Annotated in this window: 13 protein-coding genes and 1 pseudogene; 8 read left to right on the forward strand and 6 right to left on the reverse strand. The window is 55.6% G+C overall.

Features of this window, described 5'->3' with window-relative positions:
• Positions 1 to 287 precede the first annotated feature (287 nt).
• Positions 288 to 473: a hypothetical protein gene (locus ACKLNI_RS00425; RefSeq protein WP_413717017.1), complete on the reverse strand. Its 186-nt coding sequence runs from the start codon at positions 471 to 473 to the stop codon at positions 288 to 290.
• A gap of 134 nt (positions 474 to 607) precedes the next feature.
• Here ACKLNI_RS00425 and ACKLNI_RS00430 point away from each other — a divergent pair, with 134 nt between their 5' ends.
• A complete protein-coding gene (locus ACKLNI_RS00430; protein WP_413717018.1) occupies positions 608 to 2,146 on the forward strand; it encodes a winged helix-turn-helix domain-containing tetratricopeptide repeat protein in 1,539 nt (512 codons plus the stop codon).
• Positions 2,147 to 2,577: 431 nt separating this feature from the next.
• On the opposite strand, the gene ACKLNI_RS00435 is transcribed toward ACKLNI_RS00430, so the two are convergent.
• Positions 2,578 to 2,790: a hypothetical protein gene (locus tag ACKLNI_RS00435; RefSeq protein ID WP_413717019.1), complete on the reverse strand. Its 213-nt coding sequence runs from the start codon at positions 2,788 to 2,790 to the stop codon at positions 2,578 to 2,580.
• A 265-nt stretch (positions 2,791 to 3,055) separates the two neighbouring features.
• Between ACKLNI_RS00435 and ACKLNI_RS00445 the strand changes: the two are divergent.
• From ACKLNI_RS00445 to ACKLNI_RS00455, 3 genes and pseudogenes are all read left to right on the forward strand, one after another.
• Positions 3,056 to 3,172 (forward strand): annotated as a pseudogene (locus ACKLNI_RS00445) (integrase core domain-containing protein); the annotation flags it as partial.
• 8 nt (positions 3,173 to 3,180) lie between these two features.
• Entirely contained in the window at positions 3,181 to 3,375 is a 195-nt protein-coding gene (locus ACKLNI_RS00450; protein ID WP_413717021.1) for a hypothetical protein, read from the forward strand.
• Between the two features lie 57 nt (positions 3,376 to 3,432).
• Positions 3,433 to 3,624: a peptidoglycan-binding domain-containing protein gene (locus ACKLNI_RS00455; RefSeq protein WP_413717022.1), complete on the forward strand. Its 192-nt coding sequence runs from the start codon at positions 3,433 to 3,435 to the stop codon at positions 3,622 to 3,624.
• A 170-nt stretch (positions 3,625 to 3,794) separates the two neighbouring features.
• On the opposite strand, the gene ACKLNI_RS00460 is transcribed toward ACKLNI_RS00455, so the two are convergent.
• Entirely contained in the window at positions 3,795 to 4,850 is a 1,056-nt protein-coding gene (locus ACKLNI_RS00460; protein ID WP_413717023.1) for a class I SAM-dependent methyltransferase, read from the reverse strand.
• A 186-nt stretch (positions 4,851 to 5,036) separates the two neighbouring features.
• Here ACKLNI_RS00460 and ACKLNI_RS00465 point away from each other — a divergent pair, with 186 nt between their 5' ends.
• The gene (locus ACKLNI_RS00465) at positions 5,037 to 5,420 is read left to right on the forward strand and encodes a rhodanese-like domain-containing protein (protein ID WP_413717024.1); all 384 of its coding nucleotides are present in this window, start codon (positions 5,037 to 5,039) and stop codon (positions 5,418 to 5,420) included.
• A 153-nt stretch (positions 5,421 to 5,573) separates the two neighbouring features.
• Positions 5,574 to 6,029, forward strand: coding sequence for a hypothetical protein (locus ACKLNI_RS00470; protein WP_413717025.1), 456 nt, complete (start codon positions 5,574 to 5,576; stop codon positions 6,027 to 6,029).
• A gap of 33 nt (positions 6,030 to 6,062) precedes the next feature.
• Here the strand turns inward: ACKLNI_RS00470 and ACKLNI_RS00475 are convergent, their stop codons facing one another.
• Together ACKLNI_RS00475 and ACKLNI_RS00480 are read right to left on the reverse strand one after the other, a co-directional pair.
• Positions 6,063 to 6,425 (reverse strand): nuclear transport factor 2 family protein, encoded by a 363-nt coding sequence (locus tag ACKLNI_RS00475; RefSeq protein ID WP_413717026.1) that lies wholly within the window; start codon positions 6,423 to 6,425, stop codon positions 6,063 to 6,065.
• Between the two features lie 127 nt (positions 6,426 to 6,552).
• Positions 6,553 to 8,163, reverse strand: coding sequence for a winged helix-turn-helix domain-containing protein (locus ACKLNI_RS00480; protein ID WP_413717027.1), 1,611 nt, complete (start codon positions 8,161 to 8,163; stop codon positions 6,553 to 6,555).
• A 135-nt stretch (positions 8,164 to 8,298) separates the two neighbouring features.
• On the opposite strand from ACKLNI_RS00480, the gene ACKLNI_RS00485 reads away from it, so the two are divergent.
• Together ACKLNI_RS00485 and ACKLNI_RS00490 are read left to right on the forward strand one after the other, a co-directional pair.
• Positions 8,299 to 8,733: a carboxymuconolactone decarboxylase family protein gene (locus ACKLNI_RS00485; RefSeq protein WP_413717028.1), complete on the forward strand. Its 435-nt coding sequence runs from the start codon at positions 8,299 to 8,301 to the stop codon at positions 8,731 to 8,733.
• A gap of 86 nt (positions 8,734 to 8,819) precedes the next feature.
• Positions 8,820 to 9,722: an ankyrin repeat domain-containing protein gene (locus ACKLNI_RS00490; protein WP_413717029.1), complete on the forward strand. Its 903-nt coding sequence runs from the start codon at positions 8,820 to 8,822 to the stop codon at positions 9,720 to 9,722.
• Positions 9,723 to 10,777: 1,055 nt separating this feature from the next.
• On the opposite strand, the gene ACKLNI_RS00495 is transcribed toward ACKLNI_RS00490, so the two are convergent.
• Positions 10,778 to 11,995, reverse strand: a 1,218-nt coding sequence (locus ACKLNI_RS00495; protein ID WP_413717030.1) for a serine hydrolase domain-containing protein, incomplete at its 5' end; no start/stop codon positions are given.

The following is an 11,995-nucleotide window of genomic DNA, read 5'->3' on the forward strand; positions in this document are numbered from 1 at the left end:
ATAATGGGGGCGAAAAATCATCCCTGCGGCATGTCGAAAAAAATCGCGACGGGCCAGTCAGGCACTGGAGCCGTCAACTGGCTACGACCCCGACGGCAGTTTCCACCGACACCGGACGTGCCAGAAAATCGAGCTTATGACTGCAACGCGGACCTAGCAGCCGTTCGCTCTTGGCTCAGCTCAAGGCGGTATCGGAGGAACAAGCAGAGGCCGAGAATCATATAAACGGGGAGTGCTACCTTGTTCAGAAGCCAGAGGTAGGGACAAAGCTTCGGGGTCAGTAGACATCAGAACTCGGCGGTAGCGGAAACGCGAGCGGGCTCGATGGTCGTTCGGTCTTTGCCAAAAGGGGCGCGGGCAGCGGCGCGGACCATCTCCCAAAAGAGCGCGGTTTGTTCGGCGCGGGCGTGACTAATGCGCGTCTCAGCGATGTGCGTGGCGTTTTCGAAGAGGTCCTTGGTCTGGAGAGGCATGGCGCTGGTCCTTGTCTGCGTTGTCGATGATCCCTTGTCTCATGTTGAAGCCCGCGGCGCTTTCAGCCAGCGTCCAGAACACGTCCTGAAATTGTCCATTTGCTTTGAGAAAGGTCACATGCTGTTCTAACGCAATGACCGATGTCCTGGTGTTTGAAGATTTCCGGCTGGACACTGCGCGTGGCGAGCTTTCACGCGGTGGTATGCCGATTCAGATCGAGCCACAGGTCCTCGATCTGATCACCCATTTTGCGCTCAAGCCGGGCGTAGTCATCAGCCGGGACGACTTGATCGAGGCAGTTTGGCACGGGCGGATCGTATCGGACTCAGCGATCTCGTCCCGGATCAACGCCGCGCGCGCCGCACTGGGCGACGACGGGGCGACGCAACGTCTAATCAAGACAATCCCGAAGCGTGGCTTTCGCTTCGAAGCGGAGGTCACCTCTGAGAGCACTCCGCCGGCTTCGGCGACCACTCTAGCCACAGGAGGAAGGCCATCGATTGCAGTTCTTCCGTTTGAAAATCTCTCGGGAGACCCAGAGCAGCGCTATTTCTCAGACGGGATCACCGATGACATTATCACAGAGTTATCGCGTTATGGCGAGTTGTTCGTCATCGCGCGGCATTCGAGTTTTGCATTCCGGGGATCACCCTTGCCAGCTGGCGAAATCGCCCGCGAACTTGGCGTAGATTACCTTGTCGAAGGTTCGATCCGGCGATCTGGAGAGCGTATCCGGGTAACGGCACGCCTAATCGATCCAACCAGAGGCGTCGAGCTATGGGCCGAACGATACGATCGCGATATCCAGGACATTTTTGAGGTACAAGACGAGATTACCTCGGTAATCGTCAATACTCTGGTCGGTGCAATTGAGAGGCAGCAGCATAGCCGGTCACTTGCAAAGAGCGAAGAAGCTATAAATGCATACGACCACTTTCTCAGGGCGGTCGAACTAAACTACCAGATGGTCCCTGCCATGACTCGCACAGCGCGAAATGAGGCGAAGAAAGCGCTCGAATGCGATCACGGGTTCGCGCGGGCGCACGCACTTTTGGCCTGGACGCACATTTCAGAAGCATCCAACGCATGGGCGAAGGACATACGCGAGGCGTTAGACAAAGCGAAGTCCGCTGGTCTGGCTGGAGTCGCAGCGAACAACAACGAACCTTTTGCTCATGCCGTTCTGGGGTGGGTTTATATGTGGAGCGACAAAGCCTTCGCGCGTGGTCTCGAAGAACAGCGACGGGCAATCGAGACAAATCCTGGGAACGCGCAATTCCGTAGCATGTATGCGTTTTCACTCACCTATGCGGGGAAATCGAACGAAGCCTTGGTTGCCCTTGATCAGGCGATGCGCCTAAATCCCTTCTACCCGGAACTATTCCACGTGTTTTACGGCCGTGCCCTGTTTAATCTCCAGCGATATGAAGAGGCGATGCCCAGGCTGGAGCGCATCCGTACCTCTCAACCCCATCATGCAAACGCCCTAGCACACACCGCCGCCTGCTACGCCGCCTGCGGGCGCATCGATGAGGCCAAAGAAACCGTCGCGGAAGTAAGGTCCGCCAGCCCCGCCTATACGCTGGCGCATGCTCGGAATTGGGTGGCTTACTCGGACCGGGACGAACACGAGCATTTTCTAAGATACCTAGGTCTTGCGGGGCTACGCTAACGGCCTCGTTTGAGGAATGTCGATGGTGAGAAATACCGTCCGCTCGCGATTGGCGCGGACGACCACCCTAAAATTCAATGGTACTGCTCCGCGAACGAGGCAGCCAGTCGAGCTTCTGTGCACAAAATTTCCCAGAGAGCGACATAGGCACGCCCCAATTGGCAAGTTTACGTGGGGGGAAGGAAGAGCGACGATCGTGTATGGGATCGTCAGGCCTTCAAAGGAAAGGGGCCGCCAAATACGGCGACCCCAGGACAACACACTCACTCGTTACAACCTCTATAGCGTCGCCGAACAAGGCGGCCCTATTAGGGCGTCTTCAGACTATCTTCTTGACCATTTGATGCCGACTTTGGTCTCCGGCCCATGTCGTCGAGAGGAGGATCACCCCAAGGTGATGCCAGACTTTGGTCCTTGCGGAGTCCCTGGCATTAAACCTGCGAGGTCAGATGCGACGGAAACAGGGACACGAGTTCTGACCGCATGGTTTTGAGCATCTCGTAGCATGGGCGGACGAAGGGATTGGGTTCGCCGTCCTGCTTCCAGGCAGAATAGCTCCGTAGCGTCAGGCTCGAGAGGATGAAGTAGGCATATCGACAGACGGGGGACATGCGGGCAAAGGAAGGCGCAACGATTTTACTCATCGGACACTCACTACATTGGTTAACATTTACAACGCTGCCTTTATCGCAACGCGATGGGGCAGCACTAAGACAGGATCAGACAGTTTTCGTGAAAATTGATCGAAACGGCCACGCGAGTTCTGACGGGCCCGTCACTCGCACAAATCCGGGTCGCCCGCCCTTATAGGACACGTCAGGACGCCCTTCAGAATCCACGGTGGCCAGAAAGAACATTGGTGCCGCTTCAATCAATTGGCGGTGAGTCTGGTCGAACTCTCGAACAAGCATCATCGAAGGATGGAGGAAACACTACAACACCAAACGGCCGCACAGCGCACTCGGCTATCAGCCACCAGCCCGCGAAACCATCGTCCTGATGGACCAGAGACCAGTCATGCACTAACAATAACAATGGACCAGTTAGATCAGGCTAACCAGGGGCTCAAACTCATCGACGTCTATGCAGCGATCATTCCAAGCGTCGAGTTTCAGCCTGGCATCCACGTTAATTATGCGGAGACAGTGCTACCGATGAAAGATGGCCTTCCGAAGATGAAGGATTTTCCGTCCGAGTTCGGAGGGTCCGGAGAGACCATTCCGGAATAGTCAGCACGAAACTCGTATAGGCGCGTCTAACAACCGATGAGCAAGAGAGGTGGTACCATGAGACTGGTTGCAACATCTCTGCTCGTCGGTATTTGGGCATTCGCCGTGCAGGGGCAGGAAAATCTATTTCGTCAGGCTGAAGAAGCTTTAGCCGAGCTTGGCTACGAGCCTGGCGTGATCGATGGCGCCTGGGATGATGCACTTTCCAAAGCCGTGGATATGGGAGCCGCCGATGGCATTGCTTATTAGCGATCGGAACGCGAGTTCACACTTCTGACAGCAATTTCCGTTTACGGATTTCGGGAACTATCAATGACCGCGACAAGCTCCACTGAATAGGTTTCTTTGTGGCTGCCACGGGCTCCGTATTGCTTCAATAATTGAAATAGGTTTTTGCTCGATAGAAAGCCTTCCTCGTTTCAACCTGGATTCCGGGCGGTTATCACCCATGAGGAGGTTGGAACCCAGATGCCGTCTTCATCCCGCTCCTGGCTTTCGAAAAACTCCCTCATGTCGGCTTCAATCGCGGATCTCTTGGTTTCCGCCAGTTCTTCCCCCGCCTCGCGGAACACCTCGCCGGCGGGACCAATGGCCAAAGCGAACGCGATACACTCCTCTGGTGTAGTCCCGACCATGATTTTCTCGTCGACGCGCTTAAAACTAACTTCGTCATAGCCGGCGCTCTTCATCATAATGCCAACAGTTTCCTTGTTGCCCATGGAAAATGGACCCGGGCCGCAGGTCTCGGCGTCCTCACCGGGAGGGGGTAGATGGTGAAGTGCGATATCCTTCGCTGCCTGCCAGGCCGGGTTATCTTCACGGCGGCGCCAAACGATATGTGTCATCTTGCCGCCCGGCTTCAGGGCCAACCGCATCCGTCTCAATGCCGCGACCGGGTTTGTGAAAAACATGGTCCCAAAACGAGCGACAACATAGTCGAACTCGTTTTCGGGCAAAGCGATCTCCGCATCGCCTCGTTGAAACTCTGTATTGGCAACTCCCTTTGAAGCGGCATCCTTGCGTGCTTCCTCGAGAAAGGCGTCGACACAATCGATTCCAACGACGCGGCCCTTTTCACCAACCATATCCGCGACCTGCAAAGACATGTCACCCCAACCGCATCCGACGTCGAGTACTGACATTCCCTCCTTAATCGGAAGGTCTGGGATAATGGCGGCCGAATGGCGCGATAGACCACCCTGCAAGATATGCCGGTACTTGGTGAACTTCGGTTCCAGAACCTCGTTCCAGAAGCGTACGAATTCCGTATCGTCTGATTTGTCCAAAGCCATGACACGCCCTCCGCTATAGGAACACACTAGCACGAGCAGCCGAATTCTCCAAAAATCGTGGGTTATCTGGCAGGCCATTGTCACTGCTGAATGCCGCAACAAGGATGTTTCTGATCTTTGCGGGAAATGTTCGTGCTGGATGTCAGCACGGCCTGACTGTATGTTGCGCGGAGCAAATCGCATGGAAGCGGGCAGCACATATTATCTGGCTCGGACATCTTCGTTGAGCCAAAGCGCTCGCCCACCGTCAAAGATGGACCCGCAAATTCAGCCAAGTAAAGAATGCACGCCGAATATGGATGAATGGACACGACGATCAATTCGCGGCCTAATTGGCAACGATGACTATGGCCAACTGGGGTGGAGACGATGAGGACAGTGAAAGACTATCTCGACGAAGCCAACGAGGTTGTGCCGCGTGTGACGCCACAGGAGGGCATGGAGATACACAGCGAAGGGAATGCTGTGTTCATCGACGTTCGTGACAGCAACAGTTTGAGGCAGACCGGAACAATTGCTGGTGCGTACCACGTGCCGCGCGGCATGGTGGAACTCTCGGCCGATCCCGAAAGCGCGTACTACAAGCCGTTTTTCAAGAAGGATGCGCAGATTTGTATCGTCTGCGGCGGCGGCCTCATGGCCGCAATGGCCGGTAAGACCCTGATGGAAATGGGGTTTGAAAATGTGATCAACGTCGGAGGCATGAATGCCTGGAAAGAGGCAGGTGGTCCGGTCGAACCCTACGACCTCTGAGCGGTGTGTTTCCTTCAGGCCCATGCGGTCGCTGCGCAGCTAGAACACAGGAAAGAATTCACCGCGCGCCTTCGTTTCGGCGCACATTGGATGAACAGTTCATGAACTGGCGGGGTATTCAAACCTTGCTTCCAACGCGTTCCTTCTGGCAGCTTGAACGCTTTAGGCGAGGGAGGGAATGATATGTCACTAGCGAACGACTTGGCGCTGACAGTTCATCTGGTGGGTTTGTTCATGGGAGGCGCTTCTGCTTTTGGTTTGCCCGTGATTGGCGCACTGGCCGGAAAGGCAGGGCCAGAACATAAACCCGTGCTGGGGCAAGCCGTAGGTCCGATCAAGAGGATTGGTCATATCGGTCTTGGTCTTCTGTTGATCTCGGGCGTGATAATGGCGACAGCCGGAGGTTTGTGGAGCTCAGGGCTGTTCGTTTTCTGGCTGAAAATGGCCTTTGTTGTCGCGCTGATCGCTGGGATTGTCATTGCTGGCAAAACCGGCGCACGGGCTATGGCGGGTGATAAAGAGGCCGCGGCGAGGATGCCGATGCTCAGCATGATCAATATCGGTCTCGCTGTCTTGATCGTCCTGTTCGCAGTGCTGGCTTTCAACTGAGGCGTTGCGACAGCAGCACCAACAACAAACCGTTCAGGGCTGGATACGGTAGACTTTCGAAACGATGCGCCAAACGTTCTCATGGTGGATAAGGGTCAGGATATCGTCAAAGCGCATCCCCGCCCAGTCATCCTCCACATGGACAACTGCAATGTCTCCATGAACAGAGAGGCTGCGTATCGTCCAGCTTACATTGGCCGAAGCGCTCCCCGCTTCTTCACACATGCGGATGAATGCATCGCGGGAGTTCCAAAGAAGTTCACCTTCGTAGTGACCAACTTCGCTTGCCCGCTCGAAGAACACGCGCTCCAGGCTGCCACGATCGCCAGCGGTCATGGCCGTGACGTAGGTTTCAACGACATCAAGGATTGCCGCAACAGTTTCATCGTTTGTCATTGCTTCATGATCTCCCATGCCGAGCATCCACAAAGACGAAGACCCGGATGAACATCATTAATGAAACACTCGAGCAATGCGGATCTTTGTCCCTGACCTTACATTGGCTACCCGCCTGTTATTTAAACTAGGCTTCTGGTAGACCTGCTGCGCGCAGACTTTCCATCCAGCGCTCGAAATACCTCTCGTTCGCCATTACCTTCTTTACGCGCTCTGCGTGTCCACCGACAGTAAAGTCAGGGTTCAACTCCAAAAGTCTCTTTCCTGCCGCCTGGGCTTCGTCGAGCTCTCCCAAACAAACCAAGTTAACGATCAACGCGCGAAGATCCCATTCCCGCATGCTCGCTCGTTTTTTGATCGCCTGTTTACCCTCTTCACAGCGTCCGGCGTCCCAGTATGCGCGCGAGAGTGTATTGTAGTACCAACCCGGGACAATCGGATTCACGTCCATCGCTCGCTCAAGCATTTCGATCGCTTCGTCGGTTCGACCGAGATACATCAACGGTTCGGCCGCCACAGCCATAGCCGTGCTGCTGCTGGGGTTGAGCTCAGCCGCCATCTTGTAGCGAATAATCGCATCCTCAAGTTGGCCTGCGCTCGTGTGAAGATCTCCCCTAGAAATGTGAGACGCATAGTTTGTCGGGTCTGCAGCGATCGCAGCTTCGGCGTAGTCGATGCCTCGTTGCAGGAGCTCTTGATAGGGCACATCACCATAGACCCATCCCTGGGTGATGTCGTGCCAGATCACTGTCGCCATTCCAATATAGCCGAAGGCGGCTTCCGGGTCCGCAGCAATGGCATTTTCATAATGATCGATAGCGCGGCGAAGGGCTTCGGGATTGCGCTCCGAAAAGGCTTTATTTCCCAGGAAATAGTAGTGCAGTGCGTTGACCTTTTCCCGACCACCTTTCTGCGGCGGGCTCCACGCTAGTTCTCGGCCCAGCTGAGTCGCGATGCTTCGCACGATCTTCGACTGAACCTCGAACAGTTCACCTATATCAGTATTATACTCGTCAGCCCAAAGATGTGTTCCATCACTCGCGTCGATGAGCTGAACCGTAACACGCAATCGGTCGCCGGACTTCTGTTTGCTGCCTTCAACGATGAAGTCAGCATTCAGCTTGGATGCAATCTCTGAGATCTCTGTAGGGCGGTCTCGGAAGCTGAAACTCGAGTTTCGGGCGAGAACCAAGAACTCCTGATAGCTAGCAAGCTCGGTAATCACCCCTTCTGCAATCCCATCGCCGAGCCACCCCTTTTCCTCACCAGCGCTCAGATCGTCGAATGCCAGAACCGCCACCCTGGGAACACCATTTCCAGATGGTGTTGGCTGCAAGAGCGGAAAGATCATGATAGCAGTAACTGCGATCGCGACGGCAGATAGCGCTCCTGCCACCATCTGTTTCAGCCTTGGCCGAGCCGCATGGTTCTCACCTAACGAGAGGCTATATCCCCGTCCGATATGTGTCTTCAGAACACTTTGGTCCTTGTCACCTATGGCACGCCGAATATCCGCGATGCACTGTGTCAGGCTTTCATCTGATACCGTCACATCGGGCCAGACCAAGTCCATGATCTCGGACTTCGCTACGAGTTGATCCGGGCACGCTGCGAGGCAGGCCAGCACTTCGGTGGACTTGTTGCGTAGAAAGATGCGGCTTCCGGTTCTGTCGCGCAACTCATGAGTGTGCGTGTCGAAAAACACGCCACCCAACCGGATTTCACGCGAATTTCGCACGGTTTCACCTCGATTTCAGGACAAGAGACACCGTAAGGGCTCAACCTTTTCCTACCCGCAGCAGCATTCTGCATGCGGATGGGTCGTTCTGGCAAGTTCGGCTCGAAGCAAACGACACACTCGAGGGACGTTACCATGAAATTGATCACTTCCATGATGCTCGCCACGGTGATTGCTTTGCCCGCGATCGCACAGGACCAAACAGCTGCGAACATCCGTTCAGAAGCCGTAGAGACCTTTGGTGCGGCCTTGCCCGAAATCGAGAACTACCCCGACAGCATGCTGGCAGGCGCCTGGGCATGGATGAATGATGTCGAGGATGGCGAAGGCGCCCTGGACCTGAAGACGATGCAGCTCATCGCTCTGGCGGTAGCGGCACAAGTGCCCTGCCAATATTGCACTCACTATCACCGCGCAGCGGCGAAGTCGTATGGAGCGACCGATCAAGAATTGGCGGAGGCCGCGGCGATCGCTGGATATGTTCGCAACTGGTCAGCGGTTCTCTATGGCACGGGCGCTGATATCGAAGCCTACAAAGACATGGTTGATGGCCTTTTCGCAGGTCAGTGACGAGACATCCAGGCTGCGGGGCCGGCCTCCTTGGCCGGCCTCAATGCCCGCCTCCCAAAAATGATGGAGTTTTGCAAATGCGACCAATGCTTGCCCTGTCTTTTCTGGCCAGCCTGATGGCGACACACCTTTGCGCTGGCCCGGTCTTCGATGCCGCCAAGACCGGAGATACCGAAGCCCTTGTGCGTATTCTGGACGATGGCGCGGATGCCAATGAGCCAAATGTCATTGCTCCTTTGCAGATCGCCGCCTTTAACGGCCACGTCGACGTTGTTCAGATATTGATAGACCGAGGCGCGGATATCGAAGCCACGAGCACCATGCTGGGAACCGCTCTGCATGCCGCCGCCCAAAAGGGATATGCCGAGGCTATTGCGGTTTTGCTCAATGCCGGCGCGGACCCCAACTCGAGGAACAAGGACCAATTCACTCCTCTAATGATTGCTTCTTCAATTGGTCACGCCCGGGCCGCAGCCGCGCTTATCGCTGGAGCGGCAGATGTAGATGCCATTGGTTTCGCCCGCACCAACGGCTCAGGAGGTTATGGCAACGTCAACGCATTGCATCTCGCAAAGTGGAAAGGCCACGGCGAAGTCGCAGATGTGCTGGTTGAGGCCGGAGCCGGACCAAAGCCGCCACTGGATGCGTCTGCTCTGGTTGAGTCCGCCAACGCCGATCTGGGCCTTGAGCTTGCCAAGAAGCGTTGCGACCAATGCCACAAAGTTGAATCTGAGGAGGAGGTTATCACGCGCGAAACACACGGTCTGTCGCTTGTTGGCGTCTATAGTCGCCCAATTGGGGCGCGCGATGACTTCGATTATTCTGAAGCGCTGAGGAAGTTTGGAGGCACTTGGACCACTGATATGCTGTACTACTTTGCCGTCGACGCAATGCTGACAATTCCGGGTACGAGGATGAACTGGCACGATGGATGGAGCGACGAGGAAGTCTCGCATATCGTGGCATACTTAAAGTCGATGGCCGAGTGACCTACCCAGTCGTATTCCTACAAACTTAGCATTTTCGGCTTGCACAAGATTGCCATTTCGCCGGCTCACGGTTCACTTTGGCCGTTTCCTGCCGGTGTACGCTTTGTCCGCTGAGCAGTCATCGAGCAGTTGCGGCCAAGCGTCCGCTCCAAACCCAAGGCGGACAACTGTGACAATTGCACTTAAACCGACCGGGTGTCCTGGTCAATTTTAGTCTGCATTGATCACTGCGGTCGGATATGTTGTCCCTCTGGTGGTCGTATTTGGAGGTGAAACCGCTTGACCTGAGTCAATGATTACCCTGATCGAAACGATAAGTTTTAACTATGCGAAGAACTTTCAAAGCGCTTTGTATTTTGGTCACTCTCTCATTTGCAACCGTTGGTTGTGGCGGTGGCGGGGGAGGTGATAGCCGCGACGCGCAAGTCGAAAGTTGGGAAAGTGAGCTGCTTTCACTGGGTGAAACGCCGATTGAAGAAATTCCAGCTTCTGGTGGCGTAAGCTTTTCTGGCTATTTCTCAGGGTCTCACGAATATACAGGTGTCGACCGTCGACCGGCGTATGCAGACGTAAGTTTAGCCGCCGATTTTACGAGTGGCAGAGTCTCAGGCGTGATTTCGAATTTCACGCTATATTCTCCGGATGGCCCCTATAGCCCGCCCATAGTCTTCAGAGTTGACCGATCCTCGTGGACAGACGGCATTACTGGAAATTCATTCCATGAGGCACTCACGATGGACGAGTACCGAAACACAAGTGAATGGGGGACGGAAATCGTTAATGGAAGTGGGCAGATTTGGGGAACCTTCCATGGGGATGACCTAGAGGGCATTGTCGGGTTCTTCCGCGGAACACGAAGGTTTTCGGGTGACGTACTTTTCCCAATCTCTCGCGACATTTCTGGGACAATTGTTGCTAAGCAATAGATAACTCTTAAAGGACTCGAAGATAGATCGTTTCGTTTTTCTTGGCGGCAGCTTCGTCCGCGGAGCAGCCATGGAGCGGTTTCAGCTAAGCGGCTGCTTCGAGCCCTCAGCGGACGATTGGACTGAGACTTACGAAAGGCGTGTCGGACCCGGAGCCCTAGTCTTGAGTGGTAGATTTGCGGTCGGCAGAATTGTGAGAAGAACCAGCGACAGTCCCAGAACCGTGGCACCTAGGCTCACCCAAACAAAAGCCGTCGGCCAAAGCGTTGCCCTGACTGTGTAGAACGTGGGTGGAAAGCCCTGCAGGCGAAGCGGTATGTCGGAGTACCAGTAGGACCACCAAGCGGTGACGACGAGGATTGGCAGGACTGCAGCCGTTTTGCGCCAGACCGAGTAACTTCGAGGTGGGGCGCGGCGGCCCCTTCGCCAACCCAATAGAACAGCCCCTATCACAGTCGCGCCGGTGACCGATAACAATAGGCCGGCTGCCACGTGTGCCCCGCGCAGCAGTCCGAGTTGCGAACAGACGCCCTCCAGCGGGTCATCCTGTAACGCTCGGCTCCAGGGGCAAGCGATGTCAGCGAAGATTCCTGGCGCCGCGCGGTCGCTGTTGGCGAGGATTACCAACCCGGCACCGGTTTTGGGCATCAGAAATACGATGGCCTTATAGCCGCGATGATCGCCGCTCTTACGCGCGACAAGCGTTTGACCGCCAAGGTGCAAATTGTATCCAAGACCGACTTCGCTGGTATCGTCGGTGAAGGGAAAGGGCTCGAAGGCGGCCCTGACCGCATCTGGCGAGATCACCCCGCGGCCGGGTTCAGCCCCGCTGCCATCGACCATCGAGGCTGCAAGGAACCTCGCCACGTCACCTGCGGTGGCCACCAAACCGCCTTGCGCCTTGGTGGCATGCTGGTAGTGCGGCAAGGGATTGGCATACCAGTCGTGCCCCCACGCGGCACGGACCTCTAGTTCCGGCGTCCAGCCAAAAGCTGAGCTGCTCATGCCTAGAGGGCGAAGAATTTCCCTTGCGACATACTCACTGAATGGCTCGCCCGTGACAGTTTCGACCGCCAACTCAAGAAGGGTGAATCCCTTCGACGAGTAGTGATAAGCCTCTCCCGGTGGGTGCGTGACTCGAACGGGGCCGTACTCCATGGTCGCGCCATTCATGGCTTCAGGAAGCGAAGGTGGCACCTCGCCAGGATCAACGCCTGAATCCCCGCCTTTCGACAATCCTGCACCATGAGCGAGGATGGCGCGCGCGGTCACTAAGGAATGGTCAAACTCGGAAGGCGGTAGGGTCCAGCCGCCCAAGTAAGTTTCGATCGGCGCGTCGAGGTCGAT

Source organism: Silicimonas lutimaris, assembly GCF_047314965.1.
Taxonomy (GTDB): Bacteria; Pseudomonadota; Alphaproteobacteria; order Rhodobacterales; family Rhodobacteraceae; genus JAVJUV01.

Bases quoted from the DNA above. Each gene is read 5' to 3' on its own strand.
- ACKLNI_RS00425 (WP_413717017.1), bottom strand. From the start codon at position 473: ATGCCTCTCCAGACCAAGGACCTCTTCGAAAACGCCACGCACATCGCT.
- ACKLNI_RS00430 (WP_413717018.1), top strand. From the start codon at position 608: ATGACCGATGTCCTGGTGTTTGAAGATTTCCGGCTGGACACTGCGCGT.
- ACKLNI_RS00435 (WP_413717019.1), bottom strand. From the start codon at position 2,790: ATGAGTAAAATCGTTGCGCCTTCCTTTGCCCGCATGTCCCCCGTCTGT.
- ACKLNI_RS00450 (WP_413717021.1), top strand. From the start codon at position 3,181: ATGGACCAGTTAGATCAGGCTAACCAGGGGCTCAAACTCATCGACGTC.
- ACKLNI_RS00455 (WP_413717022.1), top strand. From the start codon at position 3,433: ATGAGACTGGTTGCAACATCTCTGCTCGTCGGTATTTGGGCATTCGCC.
- ACKLNI_RS00460 (WP_413717023.1), bottom strand. From the start codon at position 4,850: ATGCGATTTGCTCCGCGCAACATACAGTCAGGCCGTGCTGACATCCAG.
- ACKLNI_RS00465 (WP_413717024.1), top strand. From the start codon at position 5,037: ATGAGGACAGTGAAAGACTATCTCGACGAAGCCAACGAGGTTGTGCCG.
- ACKLNI_RS00475 (WP_413717026.1), bottom strand. From the start codon at position 6,425: ATGACAAACGATGAAACTGTTGCGGCAATCCTTGATGTCGTTGAAACC.
- ACKLNI_RS00485 (WP_413717028.1), top strand. From the start codon at position 8,299: ATGAAATTGATCACTTCCATGATGCTCGCCACGGTGATTGCTTTGCCC.
- ACKLNI_RS00490 (WP_413717029.1), top strand. From the start codon at position 8,820: ATGCTTGCCCTGTCTTTTCTGGCCAGCCTGATGGCGACACACCTTTGC.